Below are 22,105 nucleotides of genomic sequence, written 5' to 3' on the forward strand. Positions count from 1 at the left end.
CCACACAGGTACATTTAAACAACCAAAATGCGTTATGAAGAAGACATCCCTTCTAAGGGCATGCTGTGCCATGCTCCTATCATCCCTTTTGCTAAGTTGGGCGCAAATAGCAGAAGGACTGAAAGACAAGATTGACGTGGGATTCAGGCAGACAAAGGTGCTCAATGTGATACAGTATCTCGAGAAAAACACCCGCCTGAAATTCTCGTATAATCTTGATGATCTGGAAAAATTAAAACCTGTAACCATCGATAAAAAAGAAAGGACAGTAGAAAGTTTACTCCAGGAAATCAGCCATGCTACGTCGCTTCAGTTCAGGATGACAGAAGACATCATCCTGGTGAAAGCGGCGCCGGCCACCTCCGCCCTGACTGCCGCTCAACCGGCACAGGAGAAAGTGGTGGCAGGTGTTGTGAAAGGCAATACGGGTGAAGCCCTGCCCGGCGTAAGTGTACGGGTAAAAGGCACACCGCGCGGTATGCTCACAGATGTGAATGGCGGCTTCCGGTTCACCGACCTGCCACCAGGGGCGGTGCTGGAAGTATCCTTTATCGGCTACGAAACACAAGAGGTAACAGTCAACGGAAATGGACCGCTGACCGTTACCCTTGCGGCTTCTACCAAAGTCCTGGACCAGGTGGTGGTGGTAGGCTACGGCACACAAAGCAAAAGAAATGTGAGCAGCGCCATCACCTCCGTAAAAGGAAATGAAATTTCCAATGTGGCCAGCAACAACCCCGTGAATGCATTGCAGGGTAGAGTGGCCGGCCTCACTGTTACCAACACAGGCGGCGCTCCCGGTGCCATGGCCGATATCCGCCTGCGCGGTATCAGCACCTTCGGCTCCCACCAGCCGCTGTTCATCGTGGACGGCAGCCCAGCAGATCCCTATTACCTCAACAACAACGATATTGCTTCCATTGAAGTACTGAAAGACGGTGCTGCTGCCTCTATCTACGGTTCAGTAGCCGCCAACGGCGTGATCCTCATCACCACCAAAAAAGGAAAAAAAGGGGCGCCGAAAATTGAATTCAACAGCTGGTACAGCATCGTGAACCCTACCGGCAAACAGCACCTGCTCGATGCAGAAGGTTACCTGAAAGTACATACCATGATGTACGAGCCTGCACCGGCCAGCACCAGAAGGCCCGCTTACCTGAAAACAGGTATCACCGCCAATACCAACTGGCAGGATGAAATACTGCAACAGGGCAACAGCGAAAACTATAGCCTCAACCTCACCGGCGGCAGCGAATACTTCACCTATGGTCTCAGCGGTAACATCACCAACGAAAAAGGTACCTTCCTGGGATCCAATTTTAAGAAGAAATCCATCCGCTCGCGCAACGAATACAAGAAAGGCCGCCTCACCGTAGAAGCCAACCTCGTATATGCGGAAACAGACCGCCGTGATGTACCCTACAGCGTAAAAGACGCCTACTTCCAGTCGCCACTGTTACCAGTATACGATGACAAAGAAAAGTATGGCTACGCGTTGCAGATCAACCAGCTGCCTAAGTTCGAAAACGCAGTAGGTGTGAACTTCTACAACGATAACAGCAATAAAATCCAGTACTTCAACGGGAACGCACGCCTGACACTCGAGCTGCTGAGAGGCATGAAGTTCGTGACCAACCTGAGCCTGGCGAACAGCAACTACTTCACCTACGCTTACCATCCGCCGTACCGTGCCAATGCCAACGACCCGCTGATCCCTTTTGCGCAGCTGCAGGACAACCGTGGCAACGAACGTCAACGCCTGATGGAAAACCTGTTGTACTACGACCGCTCCTTCGGTAAACACAGCCTGAACCTGCTGGCTGGCTACACTGCCCTGGAAAAAACATACAACAACGTATTGACTACTGCCGACGGTAAAACGACCGTGTACTCCGTGAAAGACGGCCAGATCAGTTCCGATGTAGTGCCGGGCGGCTTCCTCGATCCGCTGTTCAACACCATGGACGGCGCTAAAGGCGGTACTTTCAACGCCACCGGCACCCGCTGGCAGACAGACCGCCTCTCCTGGCTGGGTCGTGTCAACTATGCCTACGATGGTAAATACCTGCTGCAACTGGCTGTCCGCCGCGACGGATCTTCCAAATTCGGTGTGAACCGCCGCTATGGTACCTTCCCTTCAGTGTCTGTAGGCTGGAATATCCAGAGCGAACCCTTCATGCAGGGCATCACCTGGCTGAATATGCTGAAACTGCGCGCCAGCTACGGCCGCCTGGGCAACGAAGAAGTGCTGAATGCCTATGACCATCAGCAGCTGATCCTGATCAACAACCTGTGGGGTGGTGGCTCCGTACAAGGTGGCGGCGGTACCGCATGGCCCGGCGGCGCTGCCTGGGAACTGCGTAACAAAGATCTGCGCTGGGAAACCAATACCAGCCGAAACGCCGGTTTCGACTTCGCTATCTTCAATAAACTGAACGGTTCATTTAACTATTTCAACAACGTCACCTCTGATGTATTGATCAGAAGAGAACTGGCCCCCAGCAATGGCCTCAATAACCCGATCCTGAACGTCGGCCGCTTCAAAAACAGCGGCTGGGAACTGGAGATGACCTGGGCCGATAAACACGGTGACTGGAACTACAGTGTAACCGGTACCCTTAGCCAGGTGAAAAACAAAGTGCTGGCACTCGCCAACGACGGCCAGAAACTGTATGGCACCGGTCTGAAATATGGCACCGGCCCTGTTCCGAATACCACGCAGGTAGGCACCGAAGTAGGCGCCTTCTACCTGTACGAAGCGGATGGCCTTTTCCAGTCCGCCGCTGAAGTAGCTGCCTATAAAAACAGCAAAGGCGAACTGCTGCAGCCAGATGCCAAACCGGGAGACGTACGTTTTAAAGACAGTAACGGCGACGGTATCATCAATGACGCAGACAAAACATACAAAGGCAGCTCTTTCCCTAAAATAGAATATGGCCTGAACATGACCGCAGGCTGGAAAGGTTTCGATCTGCAACTGTTCTGGCAGGGCGTAGGCGGTAACAAAATCTACAACGGCAACAAGTACGAACTGCAGGGGATGGACGCCGGCCGTAACTTCGACGTGAGCACCCTCAACGCCTGGACGCCGGGTAATACCAATACCGATGTGCCCCGTGCCGTACTGGGAGATCCTAACGGCAACAACCGCGAATCTACCCGCTTCCTCGAAAGTGGCAGCTACCTGCGCCTGAAAAACGTAACCCTCGGTTATGCTTTCTCCCCGCAGCTCCTGCAACGGGCGAAAGTGACACGGTTACGCCTCTACGTAAGTGCACAAAACATCCTCACGTTCACCAAATACACCGGACCCGATCCTGAAATCGGCCGTACAGACATCCTCAACAGTGGTCTGGACCGCCTGATGTATCCGCAAAACAAAGTATTGATGGCTGGTGCACAGCTGGAATTCTAAAAAAATGGTTATGAAAAAATCTTTGTTATATATATCCTTATTATCCGCAGCCATGGTATTGAATACCAGCTGTAAAAAAGAGTTGCTGGAACAGGCTTCGCCCGACAAGCTGACATCGGATAACTTCTGGACATCCCGCGAACGCGCCCTCACGGGGCTGGCTGCGGCTTACTCCAGGATCGAGAGCTTCGCCGGCTGGGACAACTTCGTGGAAGCCCGTTCCTGCCGCGAATACTACCGGGAAGATTTCGTGGAGCCGGGCGCCGACGCCTACAACTACAGCTGGTGGACGGAGATCTATAACTATAGCTATAACTCCGGTAATTACGCCATCGACCTGCTCTGGAGAGATAACTACCGCGGCATCAACTTCACCAACCAGGTACTGGAGAACGTGAACATCATGACCGACAAACAGATCGATGCTGCCAGCAAAAAGATGATCCTCGCGGAAGCCCACTTCCTCCGTGCGTACTATTATTTTAAGCTGATCACTAATTTCGAGAAAGTGATCATCCGCGATAAGGTACCCAATGGCGAAGCAGATCTGCCGAAAGCACCATCTTCCCGTCCCGAAGTATGGGACATGATCATCTCCGACCTGAAAGCGGCGGAACCCGATCTGCCGCTGCGCAGCGAAAGACCGGGCACAGAACTGGGCCGCGCTACCAAAGGCGCCGCCCAGGCTTACCTCGGCAAAGCGCTCATGTACCGCGCCGGCGAAGACAAAGGCAAAGCCACCGCCTATTTCACCGAGGCTTCCTCCTGGCTGAAAAAGGTGATCGATTCCAAACAGTACAGTCTCGTGTCCAATTATATGTCCATGTTCAACGGTACCACCAGCAACACTACGGAATCCGTGTTTGAACTGCAACAAACCATGGATGAGTCTAACGGCGCCTACTTCAAATCTTATCTCAGCGACTGGATGGCCGCATCTGAACTGGGTGGATACGGCGAAATCTATGGTGTGCCACGACTGCTGACAGAAATGCTGAAAGAAGGGAAAGTGGCTACCGACGGCCTGTACGACCATCGTGTATATAACACCGTCTTCTTTAAGGATGATTATTTCAACGATGCCGCCAATCCCCGCGTATACGGCTATACGTACAACGAGGTGTTCGAAAACAACACCATAGCTTTCCGTAAATGGCTGCCGGCCAGCCTCGACAAGCTGGGAAACGCCAACGCCATCAATATGCCCATGATCCGCTATGCGGACGTGAAACTGCTGTACGCCGAAGCACAGAACGAACTGGGCATACCGGCTACGGCCATGACGGAGATCAACGAGGTACGTGCCCGCTCTGCTATGCCGCCACTGAACCTGACTAACAAGGCCGATATATTTAAACAACTGGTGCATGAAAGGGTGATGGAATTCACCCTGGAAAGCAGCCGTTTTTATGACCTTCGCCGCTGGGGCCTGCTGTCACAAGAGATGCAGGCAGCTGGCAGACCTTTCACCGCGGATAAAAGCTATTATCCGCTGCCATTGAAAGAGACGCTGAACAACCCACTGGCCCAATAATAATTTAGGATCCATAACGGTTAAACAATCCCACTGGCGGCCTTGCAGCCGCCGGTGGTTTTATATCACGGTACCATGATGAAAACTGCTTTACTCGCTTTGCTGTGTTTACCGGCTACCCTGGTGGCGCAGTCCAACGACTGGGAGAACCCGCAGAAGCCTTCTGAACACACGCTGTTCCCGCACGCGCATTTTATTCCCTTCCCGGACGCCGCTTCGGCCCTGAAAGCAGACAGCTCTCCCTTCAGACTGTCGCTGGACGGTATCTGGAAATTCCACCTCGCGGCCAATCCCGCTGTCCGCCCACAGGGATTTGAACAACCCGCCTATGATGTAACGAACTGGAAAACGATCCGTGTGCCGGCTAACTGGCAAACGGAAGGTTATGCCCCATATATTTTTACGGACGTGGAGTATCCTTTCACGCCCAATCCACCATTTGTACCCAAAGAACAGAACCCTGTCGGCTCTTACCGCCGCAATTTTCAGCTGCCCGCCACCTGGAAGGGCAAACAAACCGTCCTGCATATCGGCGCCGCCAACGCATTTGTATATGTATGGGTGAATGGTAAATACGCCGGCTTCAGCAAGGACAGCAAAACCCCTGCGGAATTTGACGTTACGGCTTTTGTGCAGCCGGGCAATAACTCCGTGTCCATGCAGGTGTTCCGCTTCAGCGACGGCTCCTATCTCGAAGGACAGGACATGTGGAAACTCAGCGGCATAGAACGCAGCGTTTACCTGGTGGCCCGCGCTCCCTTATCTATCTACGACTTTTTTGCCAAACCATTGCTGGTCAACAATTACAAAGACGGTTCCCTGCAACTGGACCTGGCGCTTAATAAAATACCCGCGGCTACGGACAAGGGTACACGTATCCGTGTGACGCTGCAGGACAACGGCGTTCCTGTTTTTACCAAAGTGCTGCCCGTCGGCCGCGACAGCCTGCTGCAGCTGCAACAGATAGTCCCCGGCGTTAAAACATGGGATGCAGAACGGCCGAACCTCTATCAGCTGATCGTTACGCTGGAAGACAAACAAGGCCGCCCGGTAGAAAGCTTTACCCACGCGATCGGTTTCCGCACCGTGGAAATCAAAAGAGGCCTGCTGATGGTCAACGGAGCTCCGATCGTCATTAAAGGAGTGAACCGCCACGAACATGACATGCGTTTCGCCAAAGTGGTGGACCGCGAAGGTATGCTGAAAGACATCTATGCCATGAAGCAGTACAACATCAACGCCGTGCGCGCCAGTCACTACCCCAACCGGGAAGAGTGGTATGCGCTCTGCGACCGGTACGGCCTCTATGTTGTGGATGAAGCCAATATCGAATGCGACGGCATGAGCATGCACCCGCTGAAAACCCTGTCCGATAAACCGGAATGGAAGGCTGCCTATCTGGACCGCACCCGCCGTATGGTGGAACGCGATAAAAACCATTGCAGCATCATTACCTGGTCATTAGGCAACGAAAGCGACTTCGGCGATAATTTCATCAACACCTATAAATGGACCAAACAACGCGACAATACCCGTCCGGTACAGTACGAACCCGCCCGTAATACACCATGGACGGACATTGTGGCGCCTATGTATAAATCCGTTGCCTGGATGCAGGAATATGTGAAAGAATACCGCGACAGGCCGCTGATCCAGTGCGAATATGCCCACATGATGGGCAACAGTGGCGGTAACCTCCGCGACGACTGGGAACTGATCAATAAATACGAACAGTTACAGGGTGGTTTCATCTGGGATTTCACCGATCAAACCTTCCTGCAACATGATTCGCTGGGCAGGGCTATCTGGGCATATGGCGCCGATATGGGCACCGTAGGCGCTACGAGCGATACCAGTTTTTGTGCTGATGGTATGCTGGCGGCCGACCGCTCGCCGCATCCGCAGGCATTTGAAGTGAAGAAAGTATATCAGCCGGTACAGTTCGCGGCCATCGGGTTGTCTGCCGATCTTTTGCAGATTACCAACCGGTATGACTTTCACCAGCTCGAAAATATCCACCTTACCTGGGAACTGAAGGGAGACGGGAAAGTGATCGCTTCGGCTTCCTTGCCGCACCGGTTGCTGCTGCCGCATCACCAGGATACCCTGCGTATAGGCCTCCCTGAGGTGAAGCCGCAGCCCGGTATGCATTATTTCCTGCACCTGAAAGCCACGCTGAAGAACGCGGACGGCATGTTACCTGCCGGCTTTACCCTGGCTACCGATCAGTTTGAGCTGCCCTGGTATACGCCCGTGAAAACGCAACCCGTTACCGGTAACCCCTTGCAGGTAAAACAAATCAACGGCGGATGGGAGATCGGAAATACTGCATTTACGGCAACCATTAAAAATGGCTGGCTGGAGCAGTTTACCACCAACGGCGCCGCCTATATGCAACAGGCGTTAAAACCCGATTTCTGGCGCGCCCCCACAGACAACGACATCGGTAACAGTCAGCAGATGCGCTGCGCCGTCTGGCAACACGCCGGTGACAGTACGCAGCTGCTCTCCGCCAACATCGTGCGGGAAGACAAACAGCAGGTGCAGGTACAGGCAAAACACGCACTGCCGCTGGTAAATGCGACTTACGAAACAGACTATACGATTTTTGCCAACGGAGATATTAAAGTGAACGTCCATTTCCAGCCCGGGGAGAAGATGATGCCGGAACTGCCCCGCATGGGCATGAAGATGGTGCTCCATCCCGCACTGGATAACGTGACCTGGCTGGGCCGCGGTCCGTTCGATAACTACCAGGACCGTAAGTACGCTGCAGACGTAGACGTATACACGCTGCCCGCCGACTCGCTGTTCCATCCTTATCCCCGCGCACAGGAAAGCGGCTACCGCTCCGATGTACACTGGATGACGCTGCGTTCCGCGTCGGGCAACGGATGGATGGTACGTACCGATTCCCTGTTGAATACCGGCGTGCTGCATTTCGACCGGGACCGGCTCAATTTCAACCGCAAGCACAACGTGCATGGCGGCTCCATGAACAACGATGCACTGATCTGGTGGAACATAGACTACCAGCAGGCCGGCCTCGGCGGCGATAACAGCTGGGGCGCCAAACCCCATGCACCTTATACGCTGGTGTATAAACCTTATCAATATCAATTTACATTAAGACCTTTGCGGTCCGGTGATGAACCTGCAGAAAAGGCGAAAGAGCGATATGAATAAAATGAAATGGCTGCTGGCCTTGTTGCTGATGCAACAGACAGTCAGCGCACAACGGAACCACTTCGCGGATGTACTGGACATCCGTTACACTGTAAAAGATACGAACCGCATTGCCACTTCCTTCTTTTCGGATAATGGCGCATGGCACGCCTATGCATTGCCGGTACCCGGTACAGCCACCGGTTTTACCGGTCCGCTGCTGATGGACATGAAAGGAGAGTGGCTGTCTAAAGCCATCGCGCAGCTGCACCTGTATGCCGATGGGCAGGAGCTGCCGTTGCAGCAGGATACCGCCGCTACCCGCTATTATCCCGGCCTGTTACAGCTGGGGCTCCGGTCTGGCGCCGTGCAGGTAAAGATGCAGCTGGTTTTTAGCAACAACCGGGAGTCGGTGATACAAACGGTTATCCGGAACAACAGCGCGCAACCGATGCAGCTGAAACTGCAATGGCAGGGCGCGGCGCTGCTGAAAAGAGCGCAGTTTGCCCGGGAAGATAAATCGGTACGGGTAACTGTTGCCGGTACAAAACATACTTTCCGCCTGCACTGGCAATCCGAAGGCGCCTGGAATATAGAGACTACCACAGACGGCTACACGGCAGCAAGGGACATTTCCATACCCGCAGGCGGTCAGGTGGAAGACCTGCAGTCACAGGGCTTCTGGCCTGGCGGAGAAGTGGCTGCCGCTTCCGGGCAGGCGTTTGCCACCATGCTGCAACAGAACGAACAACGCTGGAACGGTTACCTGCAACAGCTGTTCCGCCGTATGCCTTTTAATGAAAAAGACCGTTTCCGCAGCCGGCTGGCAGTGAAAAGTATGATCACGCTGCTTACCAACTGGCGCAGCGCTGCCGGCCACCTGCGTCATGATGGCGTATTCCCTTCCGCTTCTTACCAGGGCTTCTACGGCTTCTGGTCATGGGACAGCTGGAAACAGGCTGTGGGACTGGTATATTTTGCGCCATCGCTGGCGAAGGACAACATCCGTTCCATGTTTGACTACCAGACAGCTACCGGTATGGTGCCTGACTGTGTATATGCCGACAGCACTGAAAACAATTTCCGCGATACCAAGCCGCCGCTGGCTGCCTGGGCGGTATGGGAAATATTTGCCGCCACCCGTGATACCGCTTTCCTCCGGGAGATGTATCCCGCACTGGACCGTTATCATCAGTGGTGGTATGCTGAGCGGGACCACGATCGCAACGGCCTCTGTGAGTTCGGCTCTACGGATGGCACCCGTATCGCTGCGGCATGGGAAAGTGGCATGGACAACGCCGTACGTTTCGATAAGGCAAAGATGCTGCAAAACGGCCCCGGCGCCTGGTCGCTCGATCAGGAGTCTGTCGACCTGAACGTCTATCTGTCCAAAGAAAAAACAATACTCGCACAGATAGCGACCGTCATCGGTCAACCGGTGGGAGGCGCCCTGCGCAAGGAAGCGGCCATCCTGAACCGACAGATCAACCACCTGTTCTTCGATACTGCCAGCGGTTATTATTATGACCGGAAGCTGACCGGTGAACTGGTCCGCGTGAAAGGCGCAGAGGCCTGGGTGACGCTGTGGGCGGGCATAGCACCGGCATCCCGCGTAAAAAAGATGGCGCAGTACATGCTGGATACCACTGTTTTTAATACTTTAGTGCCCCTGCCGGTGCTGGATGCCAGCGAAAAGGCTTTTGACCCGCAACGGGGTTACTGGCGCGGACCGGTATGGATAGACCAGTTTTATTTCGGGGTGAAGGGTTTGCAGCAATACAAGCAGCAGGCCGCCGCGAGAGCGCTGGTGAATAAACTGTGGCAACATGCAGCGGGCATGAAAGATGATCAGCCGCTGCGCGAAAACTATCACCCGCTGACCGGCAAAGGCCTGAATGCGGTGAATTTCAGTTGGACAGCCGCACATGTGCTGCTCTTACTGTCAGATAAATTTTAATACAGACGCTATGTTTTATACTTTTTCTCCCAACGGGGTGGTGAAGCTGTTGCAGGAGCATTACGGTCTTACCGTTACTGCGAAAGAACTGGAAGGCTATGATGAGGCCAATTTTTATGTGAAAGATGAACAGGGCAACGCCTGGATCTGTAAGATCGCCGGTGAATCCCAGCGTCCCTCTTTCCTCGATGCACAGGTCCGCATACTGGAACACCTGGCCAAAGGCGACACCAAAGGCCGCTTTCAGCAGGTGGTGCGCAACCAGAAAGACGAACCGGTGACTCGTCTCGCTACACCGGAAGAGCTGTATTACCTCCGTTTGTACACCTGGCTGGAAGGACAGCCGGTAGTAACGGTAAAGGGCACACGCGATCTGTATACTTCCTGGGGAAGCTTCCTCGGAAAAATGGACAAGGCACTGGAAACCTTCTCTCATCCCGCCATGCACCGCGATATCCGCTGGGACCTCGCTCATGCGCTCGATGCCCGTGATCAGTTGCCTTGCATCAAAGACCCGGAGAAAAAACGCCTGGCAGCGTATTTCCTGCTGCAGTTTGAAACAGAAGTGCTGCCGCTGTGGCACCGTCTGCGCAAAGCTTACATTCACAACGACGCCAACGACTATAATATACTGGTGCAGCACGATCTTGTGAGCGGCCTGATTGATTTTGGTGATATGGTGTACACGCAGCTGGTCAATAATGTGGCTATTGCCTGTACCTACGCCATGCTGGAAGCCGGCGACCCGATGGAAGCCGCTGTGGCCGTGGTAAAAGGATACCATGAAGCTTACCCGCTGACGCCGGAAGAGACGGACCTGCTGTACTACCTGATCGCTGCCCGTTTATGCATCAGCGTGACTACCTCCGCAGAAAAGGCGGCTGCAGGCAGTGATAATGAATTCCATTTCATTACAGAAAATGGCGCGTGGAAGCTGCTTTTTCACCTGATTACGATCAATCCGTTGGCGATGCAACAGGCTTTCCGTACCGCCTGCGGCTTCCAGCCGGTGATCAATAACGAGGTTGACCATACGCCGCTGCTGGCTGAACGTAAGGCGCACATCGGCCGCAACCTCAGCATCAGCTATAAAGAGCCGCTGAAGATCATCCGTGGCGCGCTGCAATATCTCTACGATGATAAAGGCCGTACGTTTATCGACTGCGTAAACAATCCCTGTCACGTAGGGCACTGTCACCCGGTAGTGGTGAAAGCCCTGCAGCAGCAGGCCGCACGGCTCAATACCAATACCCGCTACCTGCACGACCACCTGGTGGATTACGCTAATCAGCTGATAGCAACGCTGCCGCCTTCCCTGGAGGTGTGTTACTTTACCAATTCCGGCTCGGAAGCCAATGATCTGGCTATCCGTATGAGCCGCCATTATACGCAGCAGAAAGATGTGATCGTGCTGGACCACGCTTATCATGGTACATCTACCGTGGCGATGGAGCTGAGCCCGTATAAGTTCGACGGTAAAGGAGGCTTCGGTAAACCGGAGCATACCCATAAAGCGCTGAACCCTGATATGTACCGCGGGCCTTACCGGGCAGACGATCCGCAGGCAGGAGAAAAGTATGCCGCCGACGTGTCCGGTATCATTGCCGGTCTGAAAGAACAGGGCCGGGGCGTGGCAGCTTATATCTGCGAAACGCTGCTGGGCGTAGGCGGACAGATACCGTTGCCGCCGGGTTACCTGAAAGCAGTGTATGCTGCGATGAAAGCTGCCGGCGGCGTATGTATCGCTGACGAGGTGCAGGTAGGCTTTGGCCGTGTAGGCGATGCTTTCTGGGGCTTTGAGCTGCAGGAAGTGACGCCGGATATCGTGGTGCTGGGGAAACCGATTGGTAACGGACATCCGCTGGCAGCGGTTGTGACGACCCGTGCTATTGCTGACGCGTTCAACAATGGCATGGAGTACTTCAATACCTTCGGCGGCAACCCGGTATCTATGGCTACAGGACTGGCCGTGCTGAACGTGATCCGCGAAGAAGGCCTGCAGGAGCATGCACGGGTCACCGGCAATTACTTCATGGAAGGCCTGCGCCGGCTGAAAGAAAAACATGCCATCATCGGAGATGTACGCGGGCATGGATTCTTCATCGGGGCGGAGCTGGTACGTGATCGTAACACACTGGAACCTGCTGTGCCGGAGATAGATGCGGTGGTAGAAGCCATGAAACAACGCGGTTTCCTGTTGAGCACAGACGGCCCGTTGCACAATGTGCTGAAGATTAAGCCGCCGATGGTGTTTAACAAAGCCAATACCGACGCTTTGCTGGCCCATCTGGACGAGGTGCTGTCTTCCCTCTGATTCCTTATATTTGTTGCATGCAACAACAGGACGTGGCCAAAAAGGCCGCCGGCGAGAAAGCCACCGAATACATCAAACCGAATATGACCATCGGGCTGGGTACCGGAAGTACCGCTTATTACGCCATTATGCGTATAGGCGAGATGGTGAGTGGGGGGATGCCGCTAAGGGCGGTGGCCACGTCCGAACAGTCCGAGCAGCTGGCCCGTAAACAAGGAATTCCCATTATTCCGTTCAGCGAAATTGATAGGATAGACCTGGACATTGACGGTGCTGATGAGGTGGACGAACATTTGCGGCTGATCAAAGGAGGCGGAGGAGCGTTGTTGCGCGAGAAGATCGTGGCCGCCGCTTCTGCCGAGATGATCGTGATCACGGACGAATCCAAGGTGGTCAAACATCTCGGGCGTTTTCCATTGCCGGTAGAGATTATACCGTTTGCCTGGGAGCTGACCTTCAGGAGGCTCATTGCCCTGGATGCCGCGCCGGTGTTGCGTACCAGCAATGGTCGTACGGTGGTGACCGACAACGGTAATTTCATCCTCGACTGTCACTACGAGCGGATCAAAGATCCGGTTGCTTTGCATCAGCAACTGAATGATATTCCCGGCGTAGTGGAGAACGGTTTGTTCCTCCACTACGCCAGCCGCGTTATCATCGGCTATGCCGATGGTTCCGTGAAATCCTTGTCCAGGTAAGAGGTGTGTTTGGTATCGCGTACCGCGATATATACCAGCAGGGAGATAAAGATACAGACGGTCACGTACCAGTAAAACCATGGTTCGTGGCCGATTTTTTTGAAATACAGGGCGATCGGTTCGGCTGTTCCGCCGAAGAGCGCCACCGTAATGGCATAAGGAAAGCCTACGCCCAGCGCCCGCACCTCTGCGGGGAACATCTCCGCTTTCACCACCGCATTAATAGACGTATAGCCGCTCACAATCACCAGTGCCGCCAGTATCAGCCAGAAAGCCGTCCATTCCGAACTGGTGTGACTGATAGCGGTAAGGATGGGGACGGTAAGTACCGTGCCCAGTACGCCAAACCCGATCAGTAGCGGTTTGCGGCCGCAGATATCTGACAGCCAGCCGAATAGAGGTTGCAAAAAGGCATATATCAGCATCACAAAAAAGGTGATGGTGGTCGCTCTTTCAATGGTCAGATGTACGGTGTTGACAAGGAACTTCTGCATGTAGGTGGTGTAGGTGTAAAAGGCCAGCGTACCACCCATGGTGAGGCCCACGACTGTGAAAGCCGCCCGCGGATACTGCCGGAACAGGGCTTTGACAGAACCTCTGTTTTTGGAAGATGTATGTTGCTCAAAAGAACCGGACTCTTGCATATGGGTACGGAGGTACAGGGCCACGAAAGCCAGCAGGGCGCCGATCACGAAAGGAATCCGCCATCCCCAGCTGTGCAGCTGTTCAGGGGTAAGGAACACCCGTTGCAGCAGCATCTGCACGCCGAGGGCGGTCAGTTGTCCCCCGATCAGCGTTACATATTGAAAGCTGGAAAAGAAGCCACGGCGGCCGGCGGTGGCCACCTCGCTAAGGTAGGTGGCGGAAGTGCCGTACTCGCCGCCTACGCTCAGGCCCTGCAGGAGCCGCGCTACCAGCAGCAGGGCGGGCGCGGCCACCCCTATGGTATTATAGGAAGGGGTAAAGGCAATGAGCACGGAGCCCAGGGACATTAGCAGCACAGACAGCGTCATGGCGGTTTTCCGCCCTCTCTGGTCGGCAATGCGGCCAAACATCCATCCCCCGATAGGACGCATCAGGAAGCCTACCGCAAAGATGGCGGCGGTGTTCAGCAACTGGGCCGTGTAGCTCCCTTTCGGGAAGAAGACCGGGGCAAAATAGAGTGAAAATGTAGTGTAAATGTACCAGTCGTACCATTCCACGAGATTGCCGGCAGAGCCGGTTAAAATGGCCTTAATACGCCATGCGTCCGTGTTTTTCATATAGGTATCAAAAATATATAAATAAACTTGCTTTCGGTGCAGTTACAAAAAAGTTTGGATGGTATACGCTAAACCGTTATCTTCGTTGCGCTTCTTAAGAATATTGTATTTCAATTCTGTTGGTGATCTCCGGGTACATTCAGCTTTTTTCTTACATTTTTTCTTCTAGTTGCCCCCAGGTAGCCGCCTGTTAAAAAAAATGGCGAGAACACGTTCACAATTAAATATTAATAAAAAATGCAAACAGGTGTAGTTAAATTTTTTAATGAAGCTAAAGGTTTTGGATTCATTAAAATCGAAGGAACAGGACAAGAAATTTTTGTTCACGTTTCTGGTATCAAAGAAAGCATCGGCGAAAATGACCGCGTAGTATTCGACGTGGAAGAAGGCAGAAAAGGCCCGAATGCTGTAAACGTAAGATTGGCATAACTTATTGAATAATAGTTTTGTTAAGGACTGCCCCGGCGTTTTGCCGGGGCAGTTTTTTTTATGCCCGGGTGAAAATATATGGTGTTGCGTGTCACAACAACCTGTTACCGGCGTCTCCGGTCCAAATAAAAATACGGCTCTTCAGATGCAAACACAACATAGCCCGGGGCTTTAGCCCCGGGGTCCCGGATGCGATAAAATAAATTATATTTGCGGTTTCAATTTTAAATATCATGCCCCAACCTGATAATACAAATATCATCTTCCACCTGGCGGCAGATTTCATTAACCAGACAAACCGCCACGTGTTCCTGACCGGTAAAGCCGGCACAGGGAAGACTACGTTCCTGAAATACATCAAAGAACATACGAAGAAAAATACCGTGGTGGTAGCGCCTACCGGCGTGGCAGCGATCAATGCCGGCGGGGTTACCATGCACTCCTTTTTTCAGTTGCCCTTCGGACCGTTTATCCCGGGCAGCAAACGTGGGTTTGGCATGGATGGAATCAGCAGCACGGATAAACACAGCCTGTTCCGCAACATCCGTTTTACGAACGACAAAAAGGTATTGCTGCAGGAGCTGGAACTGCTGATCATCGATGAGGTGAGTATGGTACGCTGCGATATGCTCGATGCGATCGACACCATTCTGCGGCACTTTCGTAACAAACCACTATTACCCTTCGGAGGCGTACAGGTGCTGTTCATCGGCGATCTGTACCAGTTGCCGCCGGTGGTGCCGGATTCTGAATGGCAGCTGCTCTCGGAATATTACAACAGCTCCTTTTTCTTCGACGCCCGTGTTATCGATCAGGCGCCCCCGTTATATATCGAGTTAAAAAAGATATACCGGCAGAACGAACAGCTGTTCATCGATGTGCTGAACCGCATCCGCAACAGTGAGGTGGAAGAAGAAGACCTGATGTTGCTCAACGACCGCTATGACCCTTATTTTAAAGGAGAAGACGGTGAATACATCGTATTGTCTACCCACAACCGAAAAGCAGACGATATCAACGCCCGCCGCCTGGCGGAAATGCCTGGAAAACTCTTCCGCTTTGAAGGCAGGATAGAAGGGGACTTCAGCGATAAAGCACTGCCCACGGAGCTGGTGCTGCAACTGAAAATCGGTGCGCAGGTGATGTTCCTGAAAAACGACCTGGCGCAACCCCGCCGTTATTATAATGGTAAACTGGCGACGGTCACAGATATCGATGACGAAGAAATTACCTTGCTGCTGGCCGGTTCCCACGAAGAACTGAAACTGGCGAAAGAAACGTGGCGCAATATCCGTTACTCTTTCAATCAGGAAGAAAACAGCATTGAAGAAGAAGAGATCGGCAGCTTTACACAGTTTCCCATCCGGCTGGCATGGGCCATTACCATCCATAAAAGCCAGGGACTTACTTTCGAAAGGGCGATCATTGATGCAGGGTATGCTTTTGCGCCCGGACAGGTGTATGTGGCGCTGAGCCGCTGTACCTCACTGGAAGGACTGGTGCTGCACTCGCGCATTACCTACGGTAGCATCAAAACAGACCGCCAGGTGATTGAATTTGCGGAGAAAGAAGTGGCGGCCAACGAACTGGTGGTGCTGCTGGAAATGGAACGCAAGAAGTTCCAGGCCACCTCATTGCTGCAGCTTTTTGACTGGTACCGTATGCAGGCCAATATCCGCAGTCATGCGGTATGGATACAGGACAAAAAAGTGCCGGATATCGATGCCGCGCTGCAGGTAAGCCGGCAGCTGACAGCGAAGACGGAACAACAGCAGGAAGTGGCCAACCGCTTTGTGGTGCAACTGCATCAGTTGCTCGACACAACCGTGCAAACAGGAGAAACCGACCAGCTGGAAGAGCGGGTGAACAAAGCTATCGGCTACTTTACCAAAAGCATATACGAAGAGCTGATACAGCCCCTGCAGGAGCATATAACAGCGGTTAAAAAACAGAAGTCAAAAAAGTACCTGCTGCAGTTGATGTCGCTGGAAGCGGATTGCTGGCATAAATTACAGCAGGTATGGGAAGTGTCTTACGCCGACCTGGATTTTACCAAAGGGCTGAAAGACTATACGAAACTCAGGAATGCAGAGGCTGAAGGAGCTGTCGCCGGTAAGAAAGGCGGTAAACCGGAAGCCAAAGGCAAAGTAGAGAAGGGGAGCAGCCGCCGGGGTACCCTGGAACTGTACCTGGGCGGTAAAAACATCCCCGATATTGCCGTAGCGCGGCAACTGGCGGTAAGTACGGTAGAAAGCCACCTGGCCCAATGTGTGGAGGCCGGAGAGCTGGACCTGTTCCGCTTTGTGCCGGAAGCCACGGTAAAACTGATCATGTCCCATATCCGCGAACTGGGCGCAACGGCAGCCGGACCTATCAAAGAACGTGTAGGCCCCGCCGTGACCTTCGCAGAAATTAGGGCAGTACAATGGTATCTTAAAAAACAACAGGAAGAAGAGATTATGAAAGATTAAACCGACAGACGATGAAACTTAGCGTATTGGACCAATCACCGATCAGAAACGGCAGCAATGCCACGGAAGCCCTGCAGGAAAGCGTTCAGCTGGCCCGGCTGGCGGACAAACTGGGTTATACCCGTTATTGGTTATCAGAACATCACAATACCAACAGCCTGGCAGGCGCCTCCCCGGAGATACTGATCGCCCGGCTGGCCGCCGAAACGGAACGCATCCGCATCGGTTCCGGCGGGGTGATGCTCCCTAATCACAGTACCCTTAAAGTAGCAGAAAATTTCCGGTTGCTCGAAGCGTTATATCCCGGCCGTATAGACCTGGGCATCGGCCGTGCACCGGGCGGCGACCGTATCACGGCGCATATCCTCAATCCCTCCAATACCTTTGATCCTAAAGAGTTTGTGCAGCAGCTGGTAGATCTGCAGGCATGGCTCACCGATAAAATCACTCCAGGCAGCTTACAGGAAAAGGTAAAAGCCATTCCGGTCATCCCTTCCTCGCCCGACCTGTGGATGCTTACTTCCAGCGGCGAAAGTGGCCTGCTGGCGGCGCATTTCGGAATGGCCCTCTCTTTTGCACATTTTATCTATCCGGTAGGTGGCCCGCAGGCAGTGGCCAGATACCGCGAGCAGTTCCGCCCTTCTCCACACCTCGCCGCCCCGCTGGCCAGCGTAGGCATTTTTGTGTTCTGCGCCGATACGGAGGAGAAAGCAGCTGAACTGGAAGCGGTGATGGACTATCGCCTGCTGAGCTTCGAAAAAGGGAAATATGACATATTTCCTACCTACGAAGAAATCAAAGATATGGAATACAGCGCTGAAGAACTGGCACGGATACGGGCCAACAGCGGCCGCCGTATCTCCGGCACGCCGCCGCAGGTAAAAGCCCGCCTTGAACAACTGGCGGCAGATTATGCGGTGGATGAACTGGTGATCGCCACCATTACCCAGGACCATGCCGACAGGCTCCGCTCTTACGAGCTGCTGGCAGATGTCTTTCAGTTAAAGCGATAAAATACCCGTATTTTATCATTAAAATATTTTTATATTTGTAACGGCTATGCATATAGCCGTTTTTTTTATATCCTGTTATATTATAGACCGAAAACCTGAGCTAAAAACCATCTCCCTATGAAAAAACTCATTTTAGGCGCGGTTATGCTTGCCGTTATGCTGACCGCCTGTTCCAAAAAAGACAAGACTGATAATAGTGACGATAATGTGCCAAAGCCGGAACAACCTGCGGTAACACCCAAAGACTCCCTGACGATATATAAAGACCTCGAGTTCGATGTAACGGGCACCAGTTCAACCGCCGGCATTGCCTTCTCCACGAAGGACGGTAAAATGTACTATCGCAGCAACCTCCCCAGGGACGGTAAAAACATAGACCTGGTATTTGCCGGGGTAGACCCTGGCAATCTGTTCTTCAGCAGCACCACGGCCACTGCTTCGCACGGATTCACATTCGACAACGCCACGATTACGGAGATCATGAACTCCCCGTCGGTACAGGCATTCGACCCTGCGAAGTTTGATACCCTGTCCCATGGTTCGGCGCTCAATAATCTGTCTGTTAAAGAGGACAACAGTTTTTTCTCTACTACCTACAGGGGCGTGGTGCTGTTCAAAAATGCCGCAGGAAAAACAGGTGTGATCAAGATCTCCGCTGCCGATGGGCAACGGGTGAAAGTCACCATTAAAGTACAGCCATAAAGCAAGCAGCTAATATACATGACAGGCCGGGTTGGTATTACCATCCGGTCTTTTTATTTTGTACCAGTGAAAAATAAGCCAGTAACCGGTAAAAAAGAGGTAGGATTACTACGGTGCCTGCCGCTAAATTTGCACGTAAGGAATGACCATCAAAATCGCTACCACCGTGAAAGTAGGATTATTTATACCGTGTTATATTGACCAGTTTTATCCGCAGGTGGGCATTGCCACGCTGCAGCTGTTGCAGAAGCTGGGATGTGAAGTGGAATACCCGCAGGGACAAACCTGTTGCGGTCAGCCTATGGCCAATTCAGGCTATGAGCATCTGACGCATCAGTGCAACAGCCTCTTTGTCCGCAATTTTGCGGCCTACGATTACATTGTGGGGCCTTCCGGCAGCTGCGTGCTGCATATTAAAGAGCATCTGCATGATCCTGCGCATGAACCGGCGGCTGCCGGCATACGGGAACGTATATATGAACTAACCGCTTTCCTGACAGATATATTAAAGGTAACGGCCTTGCCTGCACGATTTCCGCATAAGGTAGGGCTGCACCAGAGCTGCCATGGTCAGCGCGGCCTTGGCCTGGCGCAGATGAGCGAGCTGGTGGCGGCGCCCTTCTCCAAACCGGAACAGCTGCTTCGTATGGTGGCAGGCCTGGAACTGGTGGAGCTGGACCGCAAAGATGAATGCTGCGGTTTCGGCGGCACCTTCTGTGTTACAGAAGAGGCCGTTTCTGTGAAAATGGGAAAAGACCGTGTAACCGATCACGTTAAACACGGCGCTGAAGTCATCACCGGCACAGATGTTAGTTGCCTGATGCATATGGAAGGTATTCTCCGCCGGCAGCATCAGCCGGTAAAAGTGATGCATATTGCTGAAATCCTTAATCAACAGATCCCATGAACAGGCCAACCACTGATCACGCCGCACTGGCGGACAAGTTCAACGAAAACGAGCCAAGGGTAAACTGGCATGATGAAACGCTGTGGTGGGTGCGGGCCAAACGAGACCGCCAGGCCTGGAGTATCCCGGAATGGGAACAGCTGCGGGAAACGGCATCTCAAATAAAACTCAACGTGCTGGGCAACCTGCATGACTACCTGATACAGTTTGAGCAGCAGGCGCAACAGAACGGCGCCGTTGTTCACTGGGCTGCAGATGCAGCGGAGCATAACCGCATCGTGACGGAGATCCTGAAGAAGCATGATGTAAAACGCATGGTGAAAAGCAAGTCCATGCTCACGGAAGAGTGTCATCTGAATCCGCATTTGCAGGCCAACGGTATCGAGGTAATCGATACGGACCTCGGTGAACGAATTGTGCAGCTGGCGGAAGAACCGCCCAGCCATATTGTATTGCCCTGTATCCACAAAAAGAAAGAGGAGATAGGGGAGCTTTTTCATGAGCACCTGGGCACGCCGGCCGGTAATGCGGACCCTCAGTTCCTTACTGCGGCAGCACGCCAGCACCTGCGTAAAGAGTTCCTGCAATCCAAAGCCGCTATTACCGGTGTAAACTTCGCCGTGGCGGAAACAGGGGAGATGGTGGTCTGTACCAATGAAGGTAACGCTGATATGGGCGCCCACCTCGCGGATGTGCATATCGCCTGTATGGGCATTGAAAAGATCATCCCGCAACGGAAACACCTGGGCGTGTTCCTGCGGCTGCTGGCACGCAGCGCTACTGGGCAGCCCATCACCACGTATTCCAGTCACTTCAGGCAGCCGGCTCCCGGCCGGGAACTGCATATCGTGATCGTAGATAACGGCCGCTCCCGGCAACTGGGGCGCGAAGATTTCCGCAACTCCCTGAAATGTATCCGGTGCGGCGCCTGTATGAATACCTGCCCGGTATACCGCCGCAGCGGCGGGCACAGTTATCATACTGCCGTTGCCGGCCCTATTGGCAGCATCCTGGCGCCTAATCTTGATATGAGAGACTATGCCGATCTGCCTTTCGCCTCTACGCTGTGCGGTTCCTGTTCCAATGTTTGCCCGGTAAAGATTGACATCCACCAGCAGTTATATAAATGGAGACAGGTACTGGTACAGGAAGGACATACCAGCGGTATGAAGACCGCCGGCATGAAGATGATGAACGCCGTACTCTCCAAACCCGGTAATTATAAAAAAGCCGGTAAAATGGGACGCTGGGTATTACGTGCTTTCCCGGGTATGGTCAATAACCGCTTTAATCCCTGGTTCAAACAAAGGGAGATGCCGGCGCCACCTGCGCAGTCGTTCTCCGAATGGTATGCACAACAACAGTCAACAAAGAAATAAACAACCCTAAATAATATATTGATATGAGTAGCAGGGAACAGATACTGGCCGCCGTGAAAAAAAATCAACCTGATACAGCAGCATTGCCTTCCTTACAAGGACTGGCAGGCGATATGCCGTCTACCCCGGAAGCTTATCGCAAAGTGCTGGAAAGTCTCGGCGGCAGCCTGTTTGAGATTACCGATGCTGCACAGGTGCCGGCTTTGCTGGCACAACATTACCCGCATCTTGAAAGGGTAGTGTTCGCTGACGATAAACGGGAATGGGTAAACGAAGACCCGCATCGGCTGGAGAATGTGGACATGGCTGTTGTAACAGGGCAGTGGGGCGTCGCGGAAAACGGCGCCATCTGGCTCACTGAAAATGATATAGCCGTGAGAGTATTGCCCTTTATCTGCCAGCATCTCGCTATCATCTTGCCACGGGAACGCATATTGGCTACCATGCACAATGCCTATGAAAAAATCGGTGCACCCCAAACCGGTTTCGGTGTATTTATTGCAGGCCCATCCAAAACCGCAGACATTGAACAATCCCTTGTATTAGGCGCCCATGGTGCAAAAAGTCTGGTCGTGTTTGTTTTAGGTTAAATTCATCTTAACTGTACGTTTATTCAAAAAATCACTTACTTTTATAAATGAAAAGATGGTTTGTCGTCAGAAAATCATCGTTTTATGAAAGTTGGTATGGTGTTTGTTTTCACTGTGGCCGTCACAAGAACATCTTAGTACGTTCTATTTAAACCATATAGCCGAACATATCTTTAACCATATAGCGAACGAATATAGTTAACCGGAAAAATTGAAAGACCATGTATCAATTATTTAGTGTGCCAGCGCATGAAAGAGTAAGCATCGAG

Annotated in this window: 14 protein-coding genes; 13 read left to right on the plus strand and 1 reads right to left on the minus strand. The window is 52.8% G+C overall.

The window, feature by feature from the left end; all coding sequences use genetic code 11:
• Positions 1-34: 34 nt before the first annotated feature.
• The 6 genes from B5D63_RS08355 to rpiA all read left to right on the plus strand — a co-directional run bounded on the left by B5D63_RS08355 (position 35) and on the right by rpiA (position 13,083).
• Entirely contained in the window at positions 35-3,415 is a 3,381-nt protein-coding gene (locus B5D63_RS08355) for a TonB-dependent receptor (protein WP_078668254.1), read from the plus strand.
• Positions 3,416-3,425: 10 nt separating this feature from the next.
• A complete protein-coding gene (locus tag B5D63_RS08360) occupies positions 3,426-4,949 on the plus strand; it encodes a RagB/SusD family nutrient uptake outer membrane protein (protein ID WP_159455940.1) in 1,524 nt (507 codons plus the stop codon).
• A 75-nt stretch (positions 4,950-5,024) separates the two neighbouring features.
• Complete coding sequence (locus tag B5D63_RS08365) at positions 5,025-8,135, plus strand: glycoside hydrolase family 2 TIM barrel-domain containing protein (protein WP_078668584.1); 3,111 nt, start codon at positions 5,025-5,027, stop codon at positions 8,133-8,135.
• Positions 8,128-10,071 carry an MGH1-like glycoside hydrolase domain-containing protein gene (locus B5D63_RS08370; protein WP_078668256.1) on the plus strand — a complete coding sequence of 648 codons (1,944 nt, stop codon included), beginning with the start codon at positions 8,128-8,130 and terminating at the stop codon, positions 10,069-10,071. Before B5D63_RS08365 ends, B5D63_RS08370 begins: the two co-directional genes overlap by 8 nt.
• Positions 10,072-10,081: 10 nt before the next feature.
• Positions 10,082-12,385, plus strand: coding sequence for an aminotransferase class III-fold pyridoxal phosphate-dependent enzyme (locus B5D63_RS08375; RefSeq protein ID WP_078668257.1), 2,304 nt, complete (start codon positions 10,082-10,084; stop codon positions 12,383-12,385).
• A gap of 17 nt (positions 12,386-12,402) precedes the next feature.
• Positions 12,403-13,083 carry a ribose-5-phosphate isomerase RpiA gene (rpiA, locus tag B5D63_RS08380; RefSeq protein WP_078668258.1) on the plus strand — a complete coding sequence of 227 codons (681 nt, stop codon included), beginning with the start codon at positions 12,403-12,405 and terminating at the stop codon, positions 13,081-13,083.
• Here the strand turns inward: rpiA and B5D63_RS08385 are convergent.
• The gene (locus tag B5D63_RS08385; RefSeq protein WP_078668259.1) at positions 13,047-14,345 is read right to left on the minus strand and encodes an MFS transporter; all 1,299 of its coding nucleotides are present in this window, start codon (positions 14,343-14,345) and stop codon (positions 13,047-13,049) included. The genes rpiA and B5D63_RS08385 overlap by 37 nt on opposite strands.
• A gap of 237 nt (positions 14,346-14,582) precedes the next feature.
• Between B5D63_RS08385 and B5D63_RS08390 the strand changes: the two genes are divergently transcribed.
• The 7 genes from B5D63_RS08390 (at position 14,583) to B5D63_RS08420 (ending at position 21,836) form a co-directional block, all read left to right on the plus strand.
• Positions 14,583-14,774 carry a cold-shock protein gene (locus B5D63_RS08390; protein ID WP_078668260.1) on the plus strand — a complete coding sequence of 64 codons (192 nt, stop codon included), beginning with the start codon at positions 14,583-14,585 and terminating at the stop codon, positions 14,772-14,774.
• Positions 14,775-15,007: 233 nt separating this feature from the next.
• Complete coding sequence (locus B5D63_RS08395; protein WP_078668261.1) at positions 15,008-17,245, plus strand: helix-turn-helix domain-containing protein; 2,238 nt, start codon at positions 15,008-15,010, stop codon at positions 17,243-17,245.
• Positions 17,246-17,256: 11 nt separating this feature from the next.
• Positions 17,257-18,258 carry an LLM class flavin-dependent oxidoreductase gene (locus tag B5D63_RS08400; RefSeq protein ID WP_078668262.1) on the plus strand — a complete coding sequence of 334 codons (1,002 nt, stop codon included), beginning with the start codon at positions 17,257-17,259 and terminating at the stop codon, positions 18,256-18,258.
• Between the two features lie 117 nt (positions 18,259-18,375).
• Positions 18,376-18,960: a hypothetical protein gene (locus tag B5D63_RS08405; RefSeq protein WP_078668263.1), complete on the plus strand. Its 585-nt coding sequence runs from the start codon at positions 18,376-18,378 to the stop codon at positions 18,958-18,960.
• Between the two features lie 142 nt (positions 18,961-19,102).
• Entirely contained in the window at positions 19,103-19,867 is a 765-nt protein-coding gene (locus B5D63_RS08410; protein WP_235021482.1) for a (Fe-S)-binding protein, read from the plus strand.
• On the plus strand, positions 19,864-21,246 hold the full coding sequence (locus B5D63_RS08415) for a lactate utilization protein B (RefSeq protein ID WP_078668264.1): 1,383 nt from the start codon (positions 19,864-19,866) through the stop codon (positions 21,244-21,246). The genes B5D63_RS08410 and B5D63_RS08415 overlap by 4 nt, the downstream gene beginning before the upstream one ends.
• A 23-nt stretch (positions 21,247-21,269) precedes the next feature.
• The gene (locus tag B5D63_RS08420) at positions 21,270-21,836 is read left to right on the plus strand and encodes a LutC/YkgG family protein (protein ID WP_078668265.1); all 567 of its coding nucleotides are present in this window, start codon (positions 21,270-21,272) and stop codon (positions 21,834-21,836) included.
• Positions 21,837-22,105: the final 269 nt, after the last annotated feature.

The sequence above is a fragment of the Chitinophaga eiseniae genome, assembly GCF_900167135.1.
Lineage (GTDB): Bacteria > Bacteroidota > Bacteroidia > Chitinophagales > Chitinophagaceae > Chitinophaga > Chitinophaga eiseniae.